The sequence below is a fragment of the Shimia sp. SK013 genome (genome assembly GCF_001292625.1).
In the GTDB taxonomy this organism is placed as follows: domain Bacteria; phylum Pseudomonadota; class Alphaproteobacteria; order Rhodobacterales; family Rhodobacteraceae; genus Shimia.
In genome coordinates this window covers 97362-119725 of record NZ_LAJH01000011.1, presented here as the reverse complement: position 1 = coordinate 119725, position 22364 = coordinate 97362, and the positions used below count along the sequence as shown (strand labels likewise).

The following is a 22364-nucleotide window of genomic DNA, read 5'->3' as shown; positions in this document are numbered from 1 at the left end:
CCCCTGAAAACCGCTGCGGAGAGAGATCATGCCTTATCTGGAAAGCTTGCGCGTGTTTGTGCGTGTTGTGGAACTCGGCTCTATTACGTCGGGTGGGCGCGATCTGCGCCTGACACCCGCGGTGGCCTCAAACCGCATCAAAGAATTGGAAGGTCGCCTTGGCGCGCGCCTCTTCAACCGGACAACCCGCAACCTGTCGCCCACCGAAGTTGGTAAGGTATTTTATGACCACGCCCGCAAGGTGATCCTCGCGCTGGAGGAGGCCGAGGCCGTGGTTGCCGACTTCTCTGACCACCCGCGAGGCACCATCCGCGTGACCGCGCCGCTCGGGGTTGGTCGCCGCATCATCGCGCCGTTAATCCCCGCGTTTTCAGAGGCCTACCCCGATGTGGATGTGCGCTTGCGGCTTTCTGATCGCAATGTCGACCTGCTAGAAGACGGGCTCGATGTGGCCTTTGTGCTCGGGGAGCTGAAGGACAGCAATTTCAAGCTGCGCAAAATTGCTGATTGCGACCGCGTTCTGGTCGCCGCTCCGGATTATCTATCCCGTGCCGGACTCCCGAAAACACCTGATGACCTTTTGAAAGCCCACAACTGCCTGCTGCTGCGTTTTCCCCGATCGCCCGAGTATTTTTGGACCCTTCAAACTGACAAGGGACCGCGCAAGATCGAGGCCACGGGCCGGTTTGACGCGGATGACGGCGACGTCCTGACCCAATGGGCGCTGGAAGGGGCGGGAATCGCCAACAAAGTGCGGTTTGAGGTTGCGAAGCATCTGAACGCTGGCGATTTGGTCGAAGTGCTGCCCGAAACGCCTCCCCTGCCTGCCGCATTTGGCTGCCTCTACCCGCATCGAAAATTTCAGGACCCGAAAATCCGGTTGTTTGTAGATTACATGTCGAGTGAATGCCGCAAGCGCATTGCCCGTTAACCCGCCAACGGACCGGAGTCGCGCATCTGCGGTTCAAACACCCGATACGTCGAACGTCCCGCGTGCTTGGACGCATAAAGCGCCGTGTCGGCGTCGCTCAGCAGTTGATCCATATCGGTCTCACCGCAGCCTGAATACATAGCGATGCCCACGCTGGCGGATACTTTGCAGATCGTGTCGCGGAACGGCACAGGGTTTTCGACTTCGGAAATAATACGATCCGCAATACGTCCCATAATCTCGAGATCAGTGGCGCCACGAAACACCAACACAAACTCATCCCCGCCAACCCGTGCAACGCAATCCTCGTCGCGGCTGGACTCCACCAAAACGCGCGCTACATGTTGCAAAACCGCATCGCCTGCCGCGTGGCCAAGAGCATCATTCACCTGCTTGAAGAAATCCAAATCGACCTGCATCAGACCGAAAGGCGTGCAATCCTTGACCAGACGCGGAAGGATATGTTCCAGCGCACGACGGTTTTTCAAACCGGTCAGCGTGTCAGTAAACGCTTGTTCTTCGGCGGCGATCATCGCCCCCTGCAAACGTAGGTTTAGCTTGCGAGACGCCTCCATCGCGGCGGATTTTGCTTCCACCAGATACAGCATTTCAATCGTCAGATCTGTTGCCGCAAAATCAGCAGCATTCAGATCATAGTCGCTCACGGCGTCCAAAATCGAAATGCCAAACCCAAGGTTCACCATCGCGCCCCCCGTCATGGGCATTGGCACCAAAACCCCTTTGAGCCCCGTGAGCGGTTTCAAGCGTTTGCGCAGGTGCAATTTTTGCCCCGCGGTTGCCAGCAACCCTTCCATATTTGTGATGCGTTTGGGGCGGCTCAACTCGAAGACATCCAGAAAGCCTTGCCCCGGCAACGCGAGGTCCGGATACAGTTTTTGCAACGTCGGGCCAGCGTGGGAAATCAGTCCGTTCGCGTCCAATTGGACGTGCATTGGACATAAAACGTCCAACATCCGAAGCATGTCTTGCGTATCCGTCATACTCGCACCCTATTCCGCACGCGCGCCCAAATCGAACTCACGGCCACTGGCAAAGGCAGTTTCAATCAACGTTATATCGATGACCTCAACCCCGTCTTTAACGCCATTGTGTTCAAGGAACACAAGCGCACCATAATCATCCGCCATCGTTCTGAGAACCCCGATGATAACATGGCCAAACCCGACATAGTCATATGAACATCGCAGGCTAAACCTGTCAGGACTGAGTTCTTCAAGCTCCAACCCCGGTATTATCAGGTCATCCACGGCCAACCTGGCGCGCTCGGGCAAATCATCCAGGGAATGGAGGAATTCAACGAAATTCACGCCGCCAAACCGCAAAAGACGCCTGAGCGCCTCGACATTCGGGTGGGACACGAGGTAGGTGCCTAAGTCCTCGAGCACGGTTTCTTCGGGCACACGCAGAGTTTTGGCAATGGCCGCGACCAACGCTTTTGTTGTGCTGTCCTCGTATTGCAGCATCGCTTCGAAATCAATAATTTCGAGTCCGGCTAAACGGGTCACATCCACCCAACGCCGCTGCCCATAACTGTCGCGCACAAAACACTGTATGGCTCTGTTAATCAGACCATGCATCTGCTCACCTCAATCGTTCTCGCATCGATAAAGCCATATTGAGGTTAACAAAGTCACAACACCGTCACTCGGTCGGTAAGATTTCAAAGTCACCAATCCAAAGAGAGTTAAGGCTTGAAGGCGCCACGCGATAGTCCCCGTCAACAAGCCTTTGGATATGCGCCTTGGTCAAGGAATAACGGCTGGCGAGCCGTTGGAAATCGACTGAATTTGAATCGAAAGTCACCATCCAGCGCCGCCAGGACGACCGACCCGGTTCAGATTGCAGCAAAATCGCTTGCCGACCTTCAACGGTCGCGCCAAAGTCTCCAAACACCAGAACACACCGGTTCTCGGGGTCTTCTCCGCAGTCTTCAAACTCGGCCAATTCCCAAGAGCTCATGTTGCCAATCTGATCTGCAGTGATCTGTTCACCTGCTGGCAAAACAACCAAAACCTCCAAAAGTTGCTGGACCATTTCTGCCCGCTGATCTTCGCGGCCCGGTCGCCGTCCTTTGGATACCTCTTCCGCGGCTTTAGCCAGCGCGACATTTTCTGAGACTTTTAGCGCTTCAAGCCCGTCCCGTCCTGCCTTACCCCACTCATGCTGCATTTCCCAAAGCGGCGCCTGATCAGGGCGCACCGCGCCGCTTTCGGCCCGTGCCATCTGATTTGATGTGGAAATTCGCTCGGCATTCAAAACCGGCGACATCCACGCCGCGATTGAAACTAGGGTCGCGCCCGCAATCCAGACATTGGCCCGACGCACCCGCGCCATCCAGCCGGCGCCCATCACAACGCACACCAGATACGCCACCGCGTGCAGCACAATGACAAACGCCACCGCCGCCGATAGCAGACGCGTCGGCGTCCAGCCATATTGCGCCACCCGCAGCCAGATCGCATAGGTTGCAAGCGCCGCGATCACCGGCAAGAGCATCGCCAAAGCTGCCGTTGACAGTTGCATCCATCGCGGCTCAAACGCATCCGCATCACTGCGGTCCAGCGCGATGGTGATCAGAGAAATCATCACCAGCGCGACCGCCAAAAGGGTTGCCGCGCGGCTGAGGCTGCCAAACAGCTGATCCGGCCCCTGAAACAGCGCCGCAGCAGCAAATACCGCCACCACCACCAGCACCACCGGCACCAGCATGCGCAGCATCCGCAACAACAGGTAAGGCGACAAATATTGCCGCAGCTCGTGCACGACTGACAAGCCAAGCCCCAGTGAAAAACCAACAAATGCCCACAGGACTGGCTCGTGTTCCAAAAGATCTTCGATGATCGTGATGCCGACAATGTCCAACAAGGCATGGGACAAAAACGCCACGCCAAAGAAAATGCCTGAAAACAACCAACCGGCTGAATAGCGCACCAAAATGCTCCAGCTTGTGTCAAACAGCCGGCCGTAGTCCGTCAGGCTTTCGTGTTGCACCAATCTGACGGCTGCAAACGGCGTGGCGATACACAGAAACAAAGCCCATCCCGCGATGGGATGCCCCGCCTGTCCAATCTCGTCCAGTGTGCCAAACCGCAACCCCGACAACGTGATGAGGAGAGCGCCGATGCCACCAAGCAGCAACGCAGGCAAAGCTGCACGTGCCACCCGATGCGGGCCGCTCAGCCCAAGAAGAATCGCAAAAAAACCGGCGGCAAAGGACACCGTTGCCAGATACGCGTGCGGGTTCGTGACGATGTCACGGCCTTTGTCCACCAGCGCCCACATCGCCAATCCCGCCGCCGCACCAACGATGGCCATCTCAACGCGTCCCGCCATGGTTCGCCCGTCTTCGCTATACATGCCAGTCTCCACAGATTTGGCGGGATAGTACCGCAAAACTATGTGGAAAAACAACGTGGTAAATTGGCTCAGAAATCGGTTGGTGCGCCGCCTTCTTCTTTGCGCCGCGCAACGAATGCCGCCAACTCTTCGCGGATTGCCTCATCCATTGGCGGGGCCTCAAAGTCATTGATGATGTCTTTGTAGATGTGATGCGCGCGTTCCGGCGTCCACACGCCGCCCGCAGCCTCCCACGCCTCATAGTTGCGCCAATCGGAGGCAAACGGCTGGTAAAACGCGGTGGTATAGCGATCCTGAGTGTGCTGGACGCCAAAGAAATGTCCGTCACTGCCGACGTCTTTGATCGCATCGATCGCGATCTCATCCGGCCCCGTCGCCCAGAGTTCCGGCTCCATATAACGCTGGATCATCTGCAAGACTTCGCAATCCATCACAAATTTCTCGGGACTGGCGATCAGACCGCCTTCAAGCCAACCGGCCGCATGATAGACCATATTGGCGCCCGACTGTACCGCGCTCCAGAGGCTGTTTGAGGTCTCCCACATGGCTTGCCCGTCCGGCACATTGGCTGCACAAACGCCGCTGGCCCGCATTGACAGATCGTAAAACCGCGCCATCTGGCCGGTCATCTGCGTGGCGCGCATGTATTCCGGCGTGCCAAAGGCCGGCGCGCCCGATTTCATATCCACATTCGAAGTAAACGTGCCAATCGCACAAGCCGCGCCCGGGCGGATGTATTGCGCCAAAGCCACCGCACAAAGCGCCTCCGCCAGCGATTGCGCCACCGCACCCGACATGGTCACAGGCGCCATCGCCCCCGCAAGCGTGAATGGCGTGACCACAAGCCCCTGATTGCGCCGCGCCATACGCATCCAACCGTCCATCATCGGCTCATCGTGTTTCAGCGGCGAAGTGGAGTTGATGTTGGTGTAAAGCTTTGGGCTGGCCTCAAATTCCTCATCTGTCCAGCCACCGGAGATGCGCACCATCTCCATCGCGTCCTCAACCCGCTCTTTGCCGAGACTATAGGTGTGGGCGACTTTGTCGGTCAGCGTAAGCTTGTCATAAAGCACGTCCAGATGGCGCACCGATGCGTGGATGTCCTGCGGTTCCACCGGATAGCCGCCAACAAAGTGGATGCAGTTGAAATACTGGCTGAGCTTAAAGAGGTTCGCGCACATTTCGCGGGTTCCAGGCACCTTGCGACCCAGTTCCATGTCCCAATAGTTGGGCGGGCTGGACACATTGCCAAACAGGATGTGGTTTTCGCCCATTGTGATCTGACGGTCCGGATTGCGCGGGGTCAGCGTCCAGCTTGACGGCGCTTTGGCCACCATTTCCATCACAAAATCACGCCCCATGCGTACGGTATCCCCGTCCACAGCACATCCGGCCTCTTTGAGGATGTCGCGGGCCTCTGTGTTGAAAAACTCGATGCCAATCTCTTCAAGAATGCGCATCGATCCCTCGTGGATGGCCTGCACTCCCTCAGGGCTCAGAGGCTCCGTGGGCCGATCCATATTGACCGGCAACCGCCATGGCATCTGCTCGATGACACCTGCCTTACCGCGCCGCGCCGCCTTGCCGGCCCGCCCGCCGGCTCTGCCACCGGTTCGTCCGCCTTTGCGCTGCGCGCGCCCATCTGTGTCCGCCATGAAAGCCTCCCGTCGTCACCTGCCCCAAGCAAAGCGCGGCTGGCAGATGAAGTCTGCGCGATTGCGACAGAAGCTGTCGTTTTTTCGCCCTCTTAGCCGCGAGCCGCGGGCTCTCGCCCTCTTCGGGGGCCAACGGCCCCTGCCAGAAGTTGGGCGTGGCCCCGCGCTTGCGCGCGGGAAGACAGGGGAAGATCAGGTCACGAGCCATCCGGGGATATGGCCAATGTCGGGCAAAACCACATCGGCATAAGGCGCAAGTTCGTCTGTTGCCGCCATGCCGGTCAGAACGCCGACTGTTTGCATGCCGGCGCGCCGACCCGCAATCAAATCATGGGTGCTGTCGCCAACCATGACGACCCGTTCCGGCGCCAACGCCTGCTGGTCAGCAAAAGCCAACAAGGGATCGGGATCAGGCTTGGCGCCATAGCCGCTGTCAAATCCCGCAATGAAATCAAACAGATCAGTCACGCCTGCACTTTGCAATTGGGCTTGGGCCGAATAGGCGCTGTCATTGGTCATTACGCCAAGCTTTAGACCCTTGGCGCGCAAATCCTGTAGATAGGGCGCAAGCGGCACAGCTGGCGCAAGCGGCGCATGGGCGGCATCAACCGCCAACTTACGCTCAATCGCATCCACATCGCTGCCTTCAACAACCGCAGCGACGGCCTCTGCCGCCTCGCGGTTGGTGCCCGCAATCACAAAGCTGTCGGCCCGAAAACTGCGCGCGTCCAAATCGAAGGCAAGTGCCTCGGCAATCTGCGCGGCAAGTCCGGCCTCACCCGACGCGAATTCGTGAATTGCCGTATACGCCCATGCATTCCAAGTCGCCCCGAAATCAAAAAGCGTGCCATCCTTGTCAAAGAGAACCCCATCCGCGCGCATCACATAATCCTGTCGTGGCCAGTCTTGTTGGCCGGACCTTGCCCCACCGCTCTATGTCGCACAAGCGCTTTCACCGGCGCGAATACGGTGTCATGTCCAATGCATGCGCGCCGTGCCCAAAAGCACATGCGCTGCCATCAGAGGCTGATCGTACCCACAACCTTTCTGATCGCAAAACGCGACCACCCAGGTGTCGTCCATTGTCAGGAACTCGAGGACTGAGCCAAGGAAATCCGCCTCACCGGCTCGGACACGCAAGTCTTCGACAGACGCCCCCGTAGCCCCAAGGAATACCGGCAACACCTCGTCGTTGGTTACCAACCAGCCCAGCGCATCCAAAGCAAGGGTTTCCGCTGCATCATGGGAAAGCGACATTTTTTCGTACTTTCGAAATCTTTTCTTAACCTTTGACTTGGCACTCTGATGCAAACCAGTTTGCCATTTTAAGGTGTTGTTATGACAGGTCATCTTTTGATCGTCGATAGTATTGCTTCAAACCGCTGTGTGCTCAAAGCGCGGCTGTCGGGCAGCTTTATGGATACGCGCCAAGCCGAAACAGGACAAGAAGCCCTCGAAATGATCCGGTCAGAACCGCCGGATCTGGTGATTTTGGGCGGCGACCTGACGGACATGGTGCGTGATGATTTCTGCCGTACTGTTAAAACGTCCGCCGACGGCGCGGCTCTGCCGATCATCGTAACCGGCAGCGACTTTTCCCGCATCGACAGGCTCGCTGCTCTGCGCGCTGGTGCGGATGATATCATCACCTCCCCTATCAGCGAGGGCCCGTTTCTTGCGCGTATCCGCTGTTTGCAACGCGCCCATGACACGGTACATGGTTTGCGCCTGCAGGAAACGGCGAAGCGCATTCCCGGTCTTGCCGAAGACAGCAGCGCCTTTGACGCTCCCGCTGCGCTGGTGTTTGCCGCCCGTGACGGCGCGGACGCGCTGAAATGGTGTCGCCGTTTGAAACCTCTCGTGCCCTATCGTATGCGCGCCGACTCCATATGCGATGCGGTCCGAACCATGTCACATTTTGCGGTGCCCGACGGCTTCGTCATTGGTGTGTCCGCCGACACTCTCGAAGAAGGCCTGCGATTTCTCGCGGAGATCCGCGCCAGAGCCGCAACACGCCAAGCGGCCGTGTTGATGGTGCTAGACCGCGAAGATGACAGCGCGCGGGTGAATGCATTGGACTTAGGGGCCAACGACGTGATGGTTGGCAGTTTTGATCCGGAAGAAGCGGCGCTGCGCCTTGCGGTCATCCTCAAACGCAAAAAGCTCATGGACCGCATGTCGCGCTCGCTTGAAGCCGGATTAAACGCAGCTGTGACCGATCCGCTCACGGGGCTCCACAACCGCCGCTATGCCTTGCCGCAGCTGGCTCGAACAGCACACAAAGCGCGCCTTCAGGGTCAAGATTTCGCGGTGATGGTTGCGGATCTGGATCACTTCAAGTTGGTGAATGACAAGTTCGGCCATGCCGCAGGTGACATCGTGCTCGCAGAGGTGGCCCGCCGCCTGCGTGCAACTGTTGAGGCCGGCGACCTGATCGCGCGGATCGGCGGCGAAGAGTTCCTGATTGTGATGCAAAGAGCCACACCTGAGAGCGCCTCAGAACTGGCGCATCATTTGCGTGATGTCGTCCGAAAAACACCAGTCTACTTACGCGATCGCGACCTGCGCATTCCGGTCACCATCAGCATCGGGGTAACCATGGGCAGCGAGAGCGAGTCCGACCACTTTCAGGCCGAAGCGATGCCTTCAAACGACGCCACCGCCACGACATTGATCGACCTTGCAGACCAAGCGCTCTATGGCGCCAAAGCCTGTGGTCGCAACAATGTCACAATGGCGCGCCCCGCAGCCTAAACTGCGCGGCCTTCCAGAGTTTCTTAAGGTTTTTTAGGTTTGCTCGGACGCTTTTGCGGACCGCGTCGCAGCATTTCGTCAAGCCGGTCGGCATAAATCGCGCGTTCTTGCGGCGACATGCTTTCGATCCGCGCCACCAACTGATCGCGCGCCAAGGTCCGGCGCCCTTCGGCTGCGGTGTCAATCTCAGCCAACACTGCGCTGAGCGCCTGAGGATCAAAAGTTGGCGCACGCAACATCTCCAGCGTCTGCGCATACAGTGCTTTGTTGCCAATCACTCCGATGCCTTCTTCGCGGTAACTATTGCGGATTGCGCGTCCAACTTTTCGGCGATCCTCGCGTGACAGGGCTTGCACATAAGGCGTTCCGAACCGCTCGCTTGCCTTAGGACCATCGCCGTCAAAGCGCTTGTGTGACAAGAACGCTCCACCCACAACGCCAGCCACTGCCAGGTTTACGGCCAATGAGGCCACCAGCAATCCGCGCAGGGGTTTGCGCTGCTTTTTCTCTTGGGTTTGCGTCATCGTTGCGCCTTTCCGTGTCTCATCCCGCGGTCCCGTCAGTTGCCAAGAAAGGCAAAACTTGCGTCCAACGCGGTGAGATATGTTTCATCAGTTGTAACCAGCAAGCTGGCTCCCAGATCGCTCTGCATCATGGCCGGTCCCGCGGCCACACCAACCCAGACGCCCGCCATCGTCGCCACCGCCAGCCCGGACACCGACGGCCAGCCACCCAACATCGCCACCAAACGCGTCAGCGGCCCGCTGCGCGGCGCAGATGCTGCTGCCAATTCCGCCGCTACTGGCTGAAGGGCTTCCGCTTCTGCCAAAACCCGCGCCATGAAATCCGGCGATGGTTGCGCCTCAGGGGCGTCCTTGGCCACTGCAAAGAGCGACTCCAGCATGGCGTCGTCTTTCGCCGCCAGTGGTGCAATATCCGTTTTCTTATCAGCCATCGGTGTACCCCAATGCATCGCGTTGTCCGGCCAAAGCCTGAGCCAACGCCCGTTTTCCCCGCGCCGTCAGACTTTCCACAGCCTCGACGCTAATGTCCATAACCTCGGCAATCTCGGGATTGCCCAGACCTTCGATGTGACGCAGAACCACCGCTTCTTTCTGCCGATCCGGCAACGTGTTCAGCGCCGCGTTCAGCGCGGTCTGCCGTGCCCGATCCTGCATCGTTTCAGAGACCGATTTCGCGCTGTCTTCCGGCTCGGCTATGGCGTCCAGCGCCACACCGCGTGCCTTGCGCAATCGATCCGTCGCCAAATTGGCCACCACACGATACAACCATGTAGTCACCTTGGCCTCGCCCTGACGCCACACCGGTGCGATCTTGCACAACCGGATCAGCGCTTCTTGCGCCACATCTTCTGCGTCAGCCCGATTGCCCAACATACGAAACGCTTGGGCAAAGACCCGCGGCGTAAACCGCAATGTCAGCGTTTGTGCGGCACCGGCATCCCCATTTGCATAAAGCACCAAAAGCGCCTCATCAGGGATGTCAGTTTGCTGATCAAAGGGCATAGGCATGATCCCGACGGCTAGCCTGTGTTGCTGCGTGTTGCAATCCTGTCAGTGCCTCCGGACGAAATTACCACCCGGAGGCACCTCTGCTCAATTGTCTTGCACAGCTTGACCGGAACCGGGGCGTTTTTTGCCTTTGTGCGCATCGCGCATCTTGTCCTTGGCGGCCTCAAACTCTTCTTTGGAGATCATGCCGTCGCCATCGGTGTCCAGCATTTCAAAGGTTTTTGCACGGCGCTCACCGCGCTTGCCTTCGCGCTCCGCTTTGGCCGCTTCAAACTCTGCAGCGCTGATTTTACCGTCGCCATCTGTGTCCATACGCTCAATCATCTTGGCCGCACGATCGCCTTTGGGCGCCATCTCTTCCGCTGTCAGCTTGCCGTCGCCATTGGCATCCATCTTGGAGAACATCCGCTCAGCGCGCTTACCAGCTCTTTCGCCACCGCGTTCGCTGAACTTGGATTTCAACTCGTCAAGCGAGATTGCGCCGTCACCGTCAGTGTCCAGCTCCATGAACCGCGCCTGCGCGTGGGCCTGCATTTCTTCCAGCGTGACAAAGCCGTCACCATTGGCGTCCAGTTGTTCAAACGTGATCTGCATGCCGCGCTGATGGCGGTGCATGCCGCCTTCTTTGGCCGCTGCTGCAACTGCGGTCACGCTCAGGGCTGCAACAATCACGCCACCAATAAAATATTTATTCTTCATGTCTTCGGTCTCCTTTGGGAATGCGCGAGGGGAGCGCACCGGCCCGGTGTCTGTCGTGGGCCTGTTTCTGTGCCTGTTTGGTGATGATAGAACGCGCGGTTGCGGTGTTTCCGTCGCCAAAGACCAAAGTTTTTTTACCGACGCCAAAATATTTTTGCCAAACACACCTCGGATCGCCACACGGCACACTCTTTGCGACATGGCGCCGCAAGCGCATTTGCGCCCTTTTAACTTTTGCACCTCACAGTCATCTTGGATGTGCGAACAGACCTAATCTTATTGAGTGTATTTCCGTGACCGACCAGTCCAGCCAAACCTTGAACCACATCTCCGTTGACGAAGATCGCCCTCTAAAACCCGCGCTTAAACGTGGCTGGCGACGCAAATGTCCGAACTGCGGGACAGGCCCCATGCTCAAGGACTACCTTAAGGTGCGTGACCACTGTTCGGTCTGCAAACAGGAATTGCATCACCACCGCGCCGATGACGGTCCGGCATATCTGACGATTCTGATTGTGGGTCACTTGATGGCACCGCTTTTGCATATCGCGTTTGTTAAGTGGCGCCCTGAACCCCTTATTTTGTTCACGGTTTTTGCGGTTGGCTGTGTCGCGCTCTCGCTCTACCTTCTGCCGCGACTAAAGGGGTGTGTCGTTGCGTTTCAATGGGCACGAAGAATGCACGGATTTTAATATCCGTCATATACTGACCCCAAGACAAAAGGGGATCTTATGACCGACTCGCCGATCATCGACAAAACTGCAATCCGCAATGCCGCCACCGTGATCGTGCTGCGTGATCGCATTTCCGATCCGCACATCCTTATGGGACAGCGTGGCGCAAAAGCGGCGTTCATGCCCAACAAATTTGTCTTTCCCGGTGGTGCCGTAGACACAGCAGACGCCGATATCGCGCTGGCAACGCCCTTGCCCCACATTTGTCAGGCCCGTCTCGGAGAACAGTCAGATCCCGATCTGGCACACCCCCTCGCCGTGGCCGCTGTGCGTGAACTCTGGGAAGAAACCGGATTGATCCTTGGCCAACAAGGCGCTTGGCAGGCTACCCCGCCCGCAGATTGGCAAACCTACGCCGCAACCGGCCACCTGCCCACGGCTGATGCGTTACAATTTGTGTTCCGCGCCATCACCCCTCCGGGGCGTCCCCGCCGTTTTGACGCGCGGTTCTTCTTGCTCGACGCCGCCGCCATCGCCACCGATCTGGATGATTTCTCCGCCGCCTGTGATGAGCTATCACACCTGCAATGGATCCCTCTCGCCAAAGCGCGGGAATTTGATCTGCCGTTCATCACCGAAGTCGTCCTGGCCGAAGTGGAAGGCCGTCTGGACACTCCCGAACCGCCGCAAAACGTGCCGTTCTTCAACAACAACGACGAGGCCAGCCACTTCCTGCGCCTACGCGGCCACGTACCGGATTGGAACCGCGACTAAGCAAATAGTATCAGCCCCAGAATTGAGCCCGCCAACAGCGCCATGCCCGCAAATTCCCGGCGGCTGATCTTTTCACGAAACACCAGAACCGTGCCGAGTATGCCAAATACCAACTCGATCTGACCGACGGCTTTGACGTAGGCGGCGGTCTGCAGCGTAAACGCCGTGAACCAGCAAAACGTTCCGGCCATGCTGGTCAATCCGATGAAACCCGCGCTCTTCCATGCCGAAAGTACGCGTCCCACCTCGCCGGGTTCACGAAACCGCAACCACAGCCACATCGCCACCATTTGCATCGCCGTCACCGCCGCCAGCGTGACCAAAGCCCGCCCCAACGGGGCGTCCAGCTCAACTGCGAGCGATGCGCCGCGATACGCCACCGCCGATACGCCGAACAACGCGCCCGCCGTCAGCCCCAAAGCAGCCGATGGGCTAAGAATACCCCGCCACCCGCGGCCAGTGGCCTCGATCGGGCCTGACAGAACCAGCACTCCGGCCACGCCCACCGCAATTGCCGCAAACCCGACGCCCGAAACGCCCTCGGCCAACAAAACGAAACCGATCAACACGGTGAAAAACACTTCGCTCTTGATAAAAGCCATGCCCACCGCGAGGTTACGCCGCCCAAACAACATGACCGTACACACCGTCGCCGTGATCTGTGCTGCGCCGCCCAACGCGCCGAAAGCCCAAAAGGCCGCACCCAGCGGCGGCAGCTTAATCCAGCCGTTGGTAACGCATGTAAAAAGGATCAGACAGGCAATCGGCGCGGAGTACAGAAACCGCGCAAACGTCGCGCCAGCCGCCGACAATGACACCGCCGCCAGATGTTTTTGCAACATAAAACGCACGGTCTGAAATGCGGCAGCAGCCACAGAGGCGATGATCCAAAGTTCCATGATCGCATTGATGGCGCGGAACTCTCGGAAAGTCACGCACCCTTGGAGGTTGGCCTGCGCGGCGCGCTATTTCTCACCCCACATTGGATGGGGCACCGGATCTTTCCTGCGCCAGAAATAGCGTCGGAACACCTCGCCGTAGCTTTTGAAATAATACCCGTCGTTGCGCGATAGATACCGCTCGCGGTTCTCGCGAAACAACACCGGCAGGCGATACCACGGGACCCTCGGGTGCATGTGGTGCACGACGTGAAGATTGTTGTTGAGAAAAATCCACGCCAGTGGCCCCTGATCGTCGATAATCACCGTTCGCCCCCGTGCCTTGGTGTGGGCCTGATGCTCCAGAAATGTGCGGATTTTTAGCACCGACAGGGCCGCGTAGGCACTAAGCACATACGCCCAGACCGGCATCTGCCCAACAGCTGTCATCCACCAGACCACCACTGCCACAGCCGGAATGTGCAGTAACCAGCCCAGCAGAACCGCCGTATTGCCCCGCGCGATTTCACGCATGTCAGAGCGCATAAATGCCAACTGCCCCAACAAAGGTCCCACCAACAGGCGCCCCAAAAGCGTGTTGTTAAAATCATGCACCAACCGCAGCCATCTCGGCATCCGCGCCCAGCGCGCCGGGTCCAGAAAATTGGTTTCGGGATCGTCATAGGGATCGGTCAGCACACTGTCCTTATGGTGGGCCAGATGGGTGTCGCGAAACCGCACAAACGGGATGAACAGCCCGATGGCCGGAAACACCAACGCCTCATTGGCAAGTCGTGATGCAAAGGGATGCCCGTGCAAAACCTCGTGGCTCAACGACGAATGCAACGCCAGCGCCAAAATCGTCAGGCCCATGCCCAGCGGCAAAAACCAAGCCGCCGCCCAGACCGTGCCAACACCGTACGCCACATAACAAACCGCAAACAATCCCAACGTCGGCCACTCCACCTGTATGGACTTGCGCGGATCAGCCATGCGCACGCCCCCAGCCTATGCCGGCCCAGATACGCTCATAAACAACATACATGCTCAGGCCGAGCGCGGCGTTGATCACCGCCATCTTGCCGCCCAACGCCAGAGACCCAGTCGCAACCAGCCCCACAACCGCCATTGTTGCCAAGCCAATCACATTCCAAATCACTGCCTTCAGCACCGAACGTTGCCGTGTGTCCATTACGTCCTCTTTCTGTGAAACTTGCCCCTTACAAATGTGGTACCTGCTCGCCGCCATGTGCGGAATTATGAATGTGATTAACAAAATTCAGCATCTGTGATATTTATCATCACATGAGCGATATTATCGACAAACGTCTGCGCGCCGACCGCTTTCGCCAGCGGCTTGGGACCGCAATGAAAGACACATCCATCACCCAGTCGGAACTCTCCCGGCGCATTGGCGTGGACCGCTCCACAATTTCGCAACTGCTCAAGGACAAGGGCGCCCGCTTGCCCAACGCGCAAGTGGTGGGGGAATGCGCCACAGCACTTGGTGTCTCTGCCGACTGGCTTTTGTCACTGACGGATCTGCCGGAGAACACTGCGGCCATACTTGCCAATGCGCTGACAGTCACCGAGGCGCCGCGCGCGCTGGTGGATGAGCAGATTTTCAACTGGCACCAAGAAGCCGCAGGCTTCAAAATCCGCCACGTGCCCGCGGGCCTGCCGGACATGCTCAAAACTGACGAAATGCTGGTCTGGGAATACTCCGCCCATCTGGGTCGCACCTCTGAACAGGCGATCAACGCCTCACGCGACCGTCTGCATTGGATGCGCTCCTCGCAATCAGATTACGAAATTGCCCTGCCACGCCACGAGATGGACTCCTTTGCACAGGGGGTTGGCTACTACGCCGGCCTGCCAACTCACATCCGCCAGCGCCAGCTTGACCAATTCGCGGACCTCACCGAGCAACTCTACCCCCGTATGCGGCTCTATTTGTTTGACGCGCACCGGCTATTTTCCAGCCCGATCACCGTGTTCGGCCCCTTGCTGGCCGTGCTCTATCTCGGCCGCAACTACCTCGCGTTTCGCGATACCGAACGTGTCTCGGGCTTTACCGAGCACTTTGACGCCTTGGTTCGACAAGCCGACGTCACCGCGCGACAAATTCCAGACCACGTGCGTGACCTCAAAAAGCTGCTCTGAGACGTCGAACGCGCCTAGACTTTGGGATCGGGATTTACCGTGAACCCGTCCACCGCGATGACTTGCCCGCTCACCAATCGCGCCTTGTCCGAGCACAGGAACACCGCCATCTCGGCCACGTCCCGCCCCTCCACAAATGACCCCATTGCCGTGCCCGAGGCATAGCCCTCATAAACTGCGTCCCGCGTCATGCCTTTCGCGGCGGCCTCGCGTTCCAAAACGCCTTCCATGCGCGGGCCTTCAACGGCGCCGGGGCAAATCACATTGGCCCGAACGCCATGGGGTCCCAATTCCATCGCCAGTGTTTTTGTCAGGCCGATCACCGCCCATTTGGCTGCCGCATAAGGCGCGCGAAACGGATAGCCATACTGACCGGCGGTTGACGACGTCACCACAATCGCGCCTTCTCCTGCGGTTTTCATCATGGGTGCCGCATATTTAGCTGCCAGAAACGCGCCCTCCAGATTGACCGCCAAACACGCCTGCCAGTCCTGCAAGGATACATCTTCAATCGGCGCGGTTGGTCCAGCAATACCAGCATTCGCGCAAAGGGCGTCCAAACCGCCCCAAACTGTGGATACCTCGTCAAACAAGGCCGAAACGGCAGTCTCATCGCTCACATCCACCTGCGTGCGTTGCCATGACGCTGGCGCAGCCTGCAACGCCGCGCCGTCCATGTCAGCAATCCAAACCTGCCAGCCGTCGCGATCAAACGCGTCTGCCATGGCACGCCCGACGCCGGACGCCCCCGCTGTGATCAGGACGCGACCACTCATCGTGGCTGTCCCACATAGCGCCCGGCACCTTCCGGCGCTTCAAGACCGGCTTGCGCCTCGGAGATCATCTTCAGGTTGGTCGCAATCTCGGGGCTAAACGGCGCGGGGCGGCGCGTCTCAAGGCTCACGTGAATAAGGATATGTTCGCCGGTCGCCAGCAGCGTGTCACCTGCGTACATCTCATGCCATAGGTGCATTTTCTTGCCCTCAGCCATCAAAACCCGTGTGCGCACTTCGATCACCGAGCCCAACTTGGTTTCATCAATATGTCGGATATGCGTCTCGGCGGTAAAGAACGAGCCACCCGTCGCGATATAGGCCTGATCACAACCGACGATCTCCATCAGGCGATCACTTGCGTCGGCGAAGGCGTGCAAATACCGACTCTCGGTCATGTGACCGTTGTAGTCCAACCAATCCACCGGCACCGCGCGCCGCTGGGTCACGATTGGCAAACTGGGATCCGCAATGTCACTTGCGCGCCGCACCATGCCCGCCTCTGCCGACAATTTGACGTCATGCGCATTCAACACAGCACCGGACGCAAAATCCTGCGCCTTCAGCGCCCGCATCATCGACACAAGATTGTTGTCGCGAATGCGCTCCATCTCGCGGATGCTCATATGGCCGGATTGCGCGTCTGATTGACCCGCGATCAGGTCCACCAACTCATCGGTGAACTCCGGCACGTCCATCAACTTGGTCCAAGGCCATTCAAGCGCGGGACCAAATTGCGCCATGAAATGCTTCATGCCCGCTTCGCCACCGGCAACCCGATAGGTATCAAACAACCCCATCTGCGCCCAGCGAATGCCAAAGCCCATGCGGATGCTTTCATCAATCTCTTCGGTGGTGGCCACGCCGTCTTTGACCAGCCACAAAGCCTCACGCCACACCGCCTCAAGGAAGCGATCCGCAATATGCGCATCAATCTCTTTGCGCACATGGAGCGGGAACATGCCCACATCTTTCAGGATCGCCTTGGCACGCTCCACCATCTCTGGCGGGTTCATTTCGGTCGGCACAAGTTCCACCAAAGGCATCAGATACACAGGGTTGAACGGATGCGTCACCACGATTTGCTCGGGACGGCTTGCGCAACCCTGCAATTCACTTGGCTTAAACCCGCTGGTCGAACTGCCAAGGATCGCATTAGCCGCACAATGCTCCTGAAGGGTCTGATAGACCTTCTGCTTCAACTCCAACCGCTCCGGCACACTTTCCTGCACCCACGACGCACCATCGACAGCCCCAGACATCGTGTCATGAAACGTCAACGCGCCCTCGGGGGGCAGCGCCGTGTCACTCAATCCCGGCAACGACACGCGCGCATTGTCGATCACCTCGCCGATTTTGCGCTGCGCTTCGGGATCGGGATCAAACACCCGCACATCCCAGCCATTCAAAAGGAACCGCGCGGCCCATCCGCCGCCGATAACCCCACCCCCGATGATTGCTGCCGTTTTTGTCATGTCTTCCCTTTCCAAAGCCCTGCCGAGCCGCTTCGTCTACTCAAAATATCCGCATTCCAAGCCAGACTTCTGACCTTCGAATAGGATGACCTGACCACAATAGTATCCATGCACGACCGGGGCGCAGCTTGAGGTCTCAGCCAAACATAAGTTCGCCTCACACTGGCTTCCGTCAGAGCAGCTTTTGCCGGCATCGCTGGCGGGTTTCTCGGGCAAGGTGCAATTCGGAATTTGCGCTTTCTTTCCCAACCGTCCGAAGGTGCCGCCTTGTGCTTGGCACGCCGCCGCCTTTTCGCGCTCTGCCGCGCTTCGGGGACCCGCGTCCTGACATCCGGTCACAAAAACCAAAGCGGCCAAAATGCCCACCGCAGATTTTCCAAGCGTCATTTCCAAACCTTTTCCCCTGCTGGACCGCACCCAAACTGCACCGTCGTGATACCGACGCAATACCGACGTGATACAGACACCCTTTTTGGGCCCCGTTACGCTACTGTTGGCGCCCGCTTCACCAACCCCAGTTTTTCACGCACCTCCGCCGGTCCAATCACCCGCGCGCCCATATTTTCGATGATGGTGCCTGCCCGCTCGACCAACTGCCAGTTCTGCGCCAACTCGCCTTTGCCAAGCCACAGGTTGTCTTCCAAACCAACCCGCACATTGCCACCCGCCAGCACCGACGCCGCCACATAAGCCATCTGGTTGCGGCCCAGTCCAAAGGCGCTGAACGTCCAGTCATCCGGCACGTTATTGACCATCGCCATGAAGGTATTGAGGTCATCTGGCGCGCCCCAAGGCACCCCCATGCACAGTTGCACAAGCGCGTCGGGCGCAAGAATTCCCTCTGTTACCAATTGCTTGGCAAACCAAAGGTGACCAGTGTCAAAAGCTTCAATCTCGGGTTTAACCCCCAGATCAGTCATCATTTTTCCCATCGCGCGCAGCATACCGGGAGTGTTGGTCATGACGTAATCGGCCTCGGCAAAATTCATCGTGCCGCAGTCCAGCGTGCAAATCTCCGGCAGACACTCCGCCACATGCGCGACGCGCTCGGTTGCCCCGACCATATCGGTCCCCGCCACAGGCGGCAGCGGGCTCTCTACGCCGCCAAACACAATGTCACCGCCCATGCCGGCGGTCAGGTTCAACACCATGTCTGTGTCACTGTCGCGCACGCGGTCGGTCACCTCGCGGTAAAGCCCCAAATCGCGGCTCGGCGCACCGGTTTCAGGATCCCTCACGTGGCAATGCACCACCGCGGCCCCCGCTTTGGCCGCAGCGATCGCGCTGTCGGCAATCTGCTCAGGCGAACGTGGTACGTGCGGACTGCGATCCTGCGTGCCGCCCGATCCGGTCACAGCACAAGTGATGAAAACCTCGCGGTTCATTGTTAACGGCATGGTGATTCCCCTTTTGCTTTGCCCTAGTTTACCGGGGTTGCGGCGCTTCTTATTGCAATATACGAAGTATACTTGATGAAAAACGAAGTTCTCTCAATATTCAAGCCAGATCCGCGGCCGCTTTCTACCGCAATTTTGGTGCTGGACGATTGCAACACCCTCAGCTTCGCAGCCGCCGTGGACCCGATGCGTGCGGCCAACCGACGCGCAGGAAAGCCGCTGTTCAATTGGAAATTCTTCACGTCAAACGGCCAACCCGCGGCTCTCACCAGCGGCCTTGAAATCAACGGATCCGCAATTTCCAAGCTCGCCAAATGCGATCTCCTTTTGGTTGTCGCTGGCTTCCGCCTCGAAGAGCAGACCACGCCCGCCCTGCTAGCGTCCCTGCGCCGCATCGCATCGCAAAACAGTACCATCGCCGCCATCGATGGTGGACCCTGGTTCCTCGCCCGCGCCGGTCTCCTGGACGGAGAAACCGCCACCACACATTGGGAAGATCTGGAGGATTTTGCCACGCGGTTCCCGCAGGTTAACACACGTCGCGACCGTTTTTGCGTCTCTGGTCAGTTCGCGACTTCCGGAGGCGCAGCGCCTTGTATAGACATGATGCTGCACTTGATCAGCACCCGTTTCGGATCCGATCTTGCACGTCGCGTCGGCAGCGCGTTTCTCTATGATCCACAACCCGCAGGGCGACAGGGCCTCACGTCCGCCCCGCGTCCTATACGCCGCAACCCTCGCCTTGCCCGCGCGCTTGAACGGATGGAAGCGACTTTTGCAGACCCGCTGCCTATTCCGGAAATCGCCGCCCACGCCGGATTATCTCCCCGAGCTTTGGAAATGCGGTTTCAGACGCACCTCGGTCAATCGCCCAAATCCACCTACCTGCAAATGCGGCTCGAAGAAGCGCTGCGCCTCGCGACCGACACCTCTCTACCGGTGCGCGACATCGCTCTAGCCACTGGTTTCGGCACCCCTGCGAGCTTCGCGCGAGCATTCAAGGCAGCGCATGGCAAATCTGTCCGTGACCTGCGGGCTGGATCAATTTAACTTCTTGTTTTTTCATAGTTTTGTTCCGAGGGCGTATATTCCTTAACGCGCGACAGACAAAATGGAGTCGACATCCAAGTTCCGCTCCACGTGGTCGGCCAGCCGGTCAAGCACTGCTTCGACGGTCGCGTCATAACCCTGTTTGCCAGCCGTCACACCAAGAGCGGCAAGCCAAGCTCGCCTGAAACCGTCATCTCGAAACATGCCATGCAAATAACTGCCACTCACGCGCCCATCTGCCGAAACCGCCCCTTCATTGCGACCTTCCACTCGGGCAAAGGAGCGCGTGCAATCCCTGCCGTCCGTGCGGCCGATGTGGATTTCGTATCCTCGAAAGCTCTGGCCGGACGCACAGTGCACCGCGTGTGTTTCTGTGAGCCGCTTATCCGGAGTCATCACGGTTTCCACATCCAAAAGACCAAGCCCATGGGTGTCGCCAACCGGCCCCTCAATTCCTTCTGGATCACACACAACCCGGCCAAGCATTTGATATCCACCGCAAATCCCGAGCACTTGACCGCCACGTCGAACGTGGGCCTTTAAATCAATGTCCCAGCCTTGTTCCTTAAGGAAAACCAGATCGCCGCGCGTGGATTTGCTGCCGGGAATTATCACCACATCCGCGTCACCGGGAATGGCCTCTCCGGCGCGTAACATGATCAGCGACACCGCCGGCTCTTGGGCCAACGGATCAAGATCGTCGAAATTTGCAATTCTTGAGAGTCCAAGGCACACAATCTTCAGCTCGCCCTCACGCTCTGCATTTTTAATGTCCAACGCATCTTCGGCGGGCAATCTCCAGGCCTCAGAAAAATACGGTAGCACGCCAAATCCGGGCCAACCTGTGGCCTTTTCGATCATTGCATAGCCATCGTCAAACAGGCTGGGATCGCCCCGAAACTTATTCACCAGAAAGCCTGCAATCAAACCCGCGTCGCTGTCGTCGATCACGGCCTGTGTGCCGACGATCTGCGCAATCACACCGCCTCGATCGATGTCACCAGCCAAGATTACAGGGACATCTGCCGCCTGTGCAAAACCCATGTTGGCAATGTCACCTGGACGCAAATTCACCTCGGCCGGGCTCCCTGCGCCCTCGACAATCACCAGATCAACTCGTGACTTCAGTCGGTTAAAGCTCTCAAGCACAGCCTGCATCAATTGCGGCTTCAACGACGCATATTCCCGCGCCTTTACGGTGCAAAGCCGCTTGCCCTGCACCACCACTTGCGAGCCGACATCTGTTTCCGGCTTTAGCAACACAGGGTTCATGTCTACGACCAACGGCTTGCCACAGGCCAAAGCCTGCAACGCTTGCGCGCGACCGATCTCGCCACCGTCTGAAGTCACGGCCGCATTGTTGGACATATTTTGCGGCTTAAACGGTGCCACGGACAGCCCCCGCCGCGCCGCTGCGCGACACAGGCCCGCGACCAACATCGACTTACCGACATTGGACCCAGTGCCTTGGATCATCACAGCTTTGGTCATGTCAATTCTACCATAGTTATTTCAGGCGGCGCTCCCCAACGCCACGGCAGGCCAGAGTACCCCAATCCTCGGGATACAACCAACCATCGGTCGTCCAGCTTGTGCGCGCCATAGGCGAAGCGTGTACCGAACTTGGACGGCACATACATAGGTCTGCCAAACGGCAAAACTTGGCCACCGTGTGTATGCCCCGACACAGTCAAATCAACATGCTTTGGAAGTGTGGCGAAAACGTCCGGCTCATGCGCCATCAAAATCGTAAAACGATCCGGATCGGTTTGGCGCAATGTCTGGCCTAAATCGTCCCTTCCGGCAACAGGACGTCGGAACCTACGACAAAAGGCCATCTGAGATCCCAAACCGGCCAATGTGATTGGCGTTTGCCCATGCACAACGTCTATCGAAGAGTTTTCAAGCGTGCGTAAATCGGCACTTTCAAAAACGTTGTGCCAGACTGTCTGTTTCGTGTACCGGTCAGGGTCGTTCCGCACCCGGCGCCAATCGTGATTTCCAAAGACGTTATACACCCCTAAGGGCGCTGAAAGCTTGGCAAGAACATTCGCAACCTCCGCCTCGGCGGGATTTTGGGAAAACGGGAGATGAGCCTCATAGTCACCCAACAGCAGAATTAAGTCTGGCTGCCGTGCCTGCAAAACCTCCACCGCCCCCTGAAGAAACTCCAAGGGACTCCATGGATGGCAAACGTGAGGATCTGCTAGCAAGCCGATCTGGAGTTTCTG

At 58.2% G+C, this 22364-nt stretch carries 24 protein-coding genes; 6 read left to right on the top strand and 18 right to left on the bottom strand.

Annotated features, from left to right (window positions below; translation table 11 throughout):
* Positions 1 to 28: 28 nt before the first annotated feature.
* Complete coding sequence (locus tag SHIM_RS08860; protein ID WP_054002299.1) at positions 29 to 931, top strand: LysR family transcriptional regulator; 903 nt, start codon at positions 29 to 31, stop codon at positions 929 to 931.
* Here SHIM_RS08860 and SHIM_RS08855 read toward each other — a convergent pair.
* The 6 genes from SHIM_RS08855 to SHIM_RS08830 form a co-directional block, all read right to left on the bottom strand.
* Positions 928 to 1932: a diguanylate cyclase gene (locus SHIM_RS08855; protein ID WP_054002298.1), complete on the bottom strand. Its 1005-nt coding sequence runs from the start codon at positions 1930 to 1932 to the stop codon at positions 928 to 930. The genes SHIM_RS08860 and SHIM_RS08855 overlap by 4 nt on opposite strands.
* 9 nt (positions 1933 to 1941) lie before the next feature.
* Entirely contained in the window at positions 1942 to 2529 is a 588-nt protein-coding gene (locus tag SHIM_RS08850) for a heme NO-binding domain-containing protein (RefSeq protein ID WP_054002297.1), read from the bottom strand.
* Positions 2530 to 2593: 64 nt separating this feature from the next.
* The gene (locus SHIM_RS08845; RefSeq protein WP_054002296.1) at positions 2594 to 4309 is read right to left on the bottom strand and encodes a DUF4153 domain-containing protein; all 1716 of its coding nucleotides are present in this window, start codon (positions 4307 to 4309) and stop codon (positions 2594 to 2596) included.
* A 68-nt stretch (positions 4310 to 4377) separates the two neighbouring features.
* A complete protein-coding gene (locus SHIM_RS08840) occupies positions 4378 to 5964 on the bottom strand; it encodes a trimethylamine methyltransferase family protein (protein WP_054002295.1) in 1587 nt (528 codons plus the stop codon).
* A 192-nt stretch (positions 5965 to 6156) separates the two neighbouring features.
* On the bottom strand, positions 6157 to 6846 hold the full coding sequence (locus SHIM_RS08835; protein ID WP_193749895.1) for an HAD family hydrolase: 690 nt from the start codon (positions 6844 to 6846) through the stop codon (positions 6157 to 6159).
* A gap of 90 nt (positions 6847 to 6936) precedes the next feature.
* A complete protein-coding gene (locus tag SHIM_RS08830; RefSeq protein WP_054002293.1) occupies positions 6937 to 7221 on the bottom strand; it encodes a DUF3572 domain-containing protein in 285 nt (94 codons plus the stop codon).
* Between the two features lie 81 nt (positions 7222 to 7302).
* On the opposite strand from SHIM_RS08830, the gene SHIM_RS08825 reads away from it, so the two are divergent.
* Positions 7303 to 8718: a diguanylate cyclase gene (locus SHIM_RS08825; protein ID WP_054002292.1), complete on the top strand. Its 1416-nt coding sequence runs from the start codon at positions 7303 to 7305 to the stop codon at positions 8716 to 8718.
* A gap of 23 nt (positions 8719 to 8741) precedes the next feature.
* Here the strand turns inward: SHIM_RS08825 and SHIM_RS08820 are convergent, their stop codons facing one another.
* From SHIM_RS08820 to SHIM_RS08805, 4 genes are all read right to left on the bottom strand, one after another.
* The gene (locus SHIM_RS08820; RefSeq protein WP_054002291.1) at positions 8742 to 9242 is read right to left on the bottom strand and encodes a periplasmic heavy metal sensor; all 501 of its coding nucleotides are present in this window, start codon (positions 9240 to 9242) and stop codon (positions 8742 to 8744) included.
* 35 nt (positions 9243 to 9277) lie between these two features.
* Positions 9278 to 9673, bottom strand: a complete 396-nt coding sequence (locus SHIM_RS08815) for a hypothetical protein (protein ID WP_054002290.1) — start codon at positions 9671 to 9673, stop codon at positions 9278 to 9280.
* Positions 9666 to 10250, bottom strand: a complete 585-nt coding sequence (locus tag SHIM_RS08810; protein ID WP_054002289.1) for an RNA polymerase sigma factor — start codon at positions 10248 to 10250, stop codon at positions 9666 to 9668. The genes SHIM_RS08815 and SHIM_RS08810 overlap by 8 nt, the downstream gene beginning before the upstream one ends.
* 84 nt (positions 10251 to 10334) lie before the next feature.
* Positions 10335 to 10949, bottom strand: coding sequence for an EF-hand domain-containing protein (locus SHIM_RS08805; protein WP_054002288.1), 615 nt, complete (start codon positions 10947 to 10949; stop codon positions 10335 to 10337).
* 293 nt (positions 10950 to 11242) lie between these two features.
* Here SHIM_RS08805 and SHIM_RS08795 point away from each other — a divergent pair, with 293 nt between their 5' ends.
* Positions 11243 to 11641: a DUF983 domain-containing protein gene (locus tag SHIM_RS08795; protein ID WP_054002286.1), complete on the top strand. Its 399-nt coding sequence runs from the start codon at positions 11243 to 11245 to the stop codon at positions 11639 to 11641.
* A gap of 39 nt (positions 11642 to 11680) precedes the next feature.
* The gene (locus tag SHIM_RS08790; RefSeq protein ID WP_054002285.1) at positions 11681 to 12397 is read left to right on the top strand and encodes an NUDIX hydrolase; all 717 of its coding nucleotides are present in this window, start codon (positions 11681 to 11683) and stop codon (positions 12395 to 12397) included.
* Here SHIM_RS08790 and SHIM_RS08785 read toward each other — a convergent pair.
* From SHIM_RS08785 to SHIM_RS08775, 3 genes are all read right to left on the bottom strand, one after another.
* A complete protein-coding gene (locus SHIM_RS08785; protein WP_054002284.1) occupies positions 12394 to 13296 on the bottom strand; it encodes a DMT family transporter in 903 nt (300 codons plus the stop codon). The two genes, SHIM_RS08790 and SHIM_RS08785, sit on opposite strands and share 4 nt — an antisense overlap.
* Positions 13297 to 13362: 66 nt before the next feature.
* Positions 13363 to 14268: a fatty acid desaturase gene (locus tag SHIM_RS08780; RefSeq protein ID WP_054002283.1), complete on the bottom strand. Its 906-nt coding sequence runs from the start codon at positions 14266 to 14268 to the stop codon at positions 13363 to 13365.
* The gene (locus SHIM_RS08775) at positions 14261 to 14467 is read right to left on the bottom strand and encodes a DUF2061 domain-containing protein (protein WP_054002282.1); all 207 of its coding nucleotides are present in this window, start codon (positions 14465 to 14467) and stop codon (positions 14261 to 14263) included. Before SHIM_RS08775 ends, SHIM_RS08780 begins: the two co-directional genes overlap by 8 nt.
* 113 nt (positions 14468 to 14580) lie before the next feature.
* Here SHIM_RS08775 and SHIM_RS08770 point away from each other — a divergent pair, with 113 nt between their 5' ends.
* Entirely contained in the window at positions 14581 to 15438 is an 858-nt protein-coding gene (locus SHIM_RS08770) for a helix-turn-helix domain-containing protein (protein ID WP_054002281.1), read from the top strand.
* A 14-nt stretch (positions 15439 to 15452) separates the two neighbouring features.
* On the opposite strand, the gene SHIM_RS08765 is transcribed toward SHIM_RS08770, so the two are convergent.
* From SHIM_RS08765 to SHIM_RS08750, 3 genes are all read right to left on the bottom strand, one after another.
* Positions 15453 to 16214 carry an SDR family oxidoreductase gene (locus SHIM_RS08765; RefSeq protein ID WP_054002280.1) on the bottom strand — a complete coding sequence of 254 codons (762 nt, stop codon included), beginning with the start codon at positions 16212 to 16214 and terminating at the stop codon, positions 15453 to 15455.
* Positions 16211 to 17686, bottom strand: a complete 1476-nt coding sequence (locus SHIM_RS08760; RefSeq protein ID WP_054002279.1) for a carnitine 3-dehydrogenase — start codon at positions 17684 to 17686, stop codon at positions 16211 to 16213. The genes SHIM_RS08765 and SHIM_RS08760 overlap by 4 nt, the downstream gene beginning before the upstream one ends.
* Positions 17687 to 18168: 482 nt before the next feature.
* Entirely contained in the window at positions 18169 to 19083 is a 915-nt protein-coding gene (locus SHIM_RS08750; protein WP_054002277.1) for a 3-keto-5-aminohexanoate cleavage protein, read from the bottom strand.
* 75 nt (positions 19084 to 19158) lie between these two features.
* Between SHIM_RS08750 and SHIM_RS08745 the strand changes: the two genes are divergently transcribed.
* Positions 19159 to 20133 carry a GlxA family transcriptional regulator gene (locus SHIM_RS08745; RefSeq protein ID WP_054002276.1) on the top strand — a complete coding sequence of 325 codons (975 nt, stop codon included), beginning with the start codon at positions 19159 to 19161 and terminating at the stop codon, positions 20131 to 20133.
* 42 nt (positions 20134 to 20175) lie between these two features.
* Here the strand turns inward: SHIM_RS08745 and SHIM_RS08740 are convergent, their stop codons facing one another.
* Positions 20176 to 21624 (bottom strand): cobyric acid synthase, encoded by a 1449-nt coding sequence (locus tag SHIM_RS08740; RefSeq protein WP_054002275.1) that lies wholly within the window; start codon positions 21622 to 21624, stop codon positions 20176 to 20178.
* Positions 21621 to 22346 (bottom strand): metallophosphoesterase, encoded by a 726-nt coding sequence (locus SHIM_RS08735; RefSeq protein ID WP_206541360.1) that lies wholly within the window; start codon positions 22344 to 22346, stop codon positions 21621 to 21623. The genes SHIM_RS08740 and SHIM_RS08735 overlap by 4 nt, the downstream gene beginning before the upstream one ends.
* Positions 22347 to 22364 lie beyond the last annotated feature (18 nt).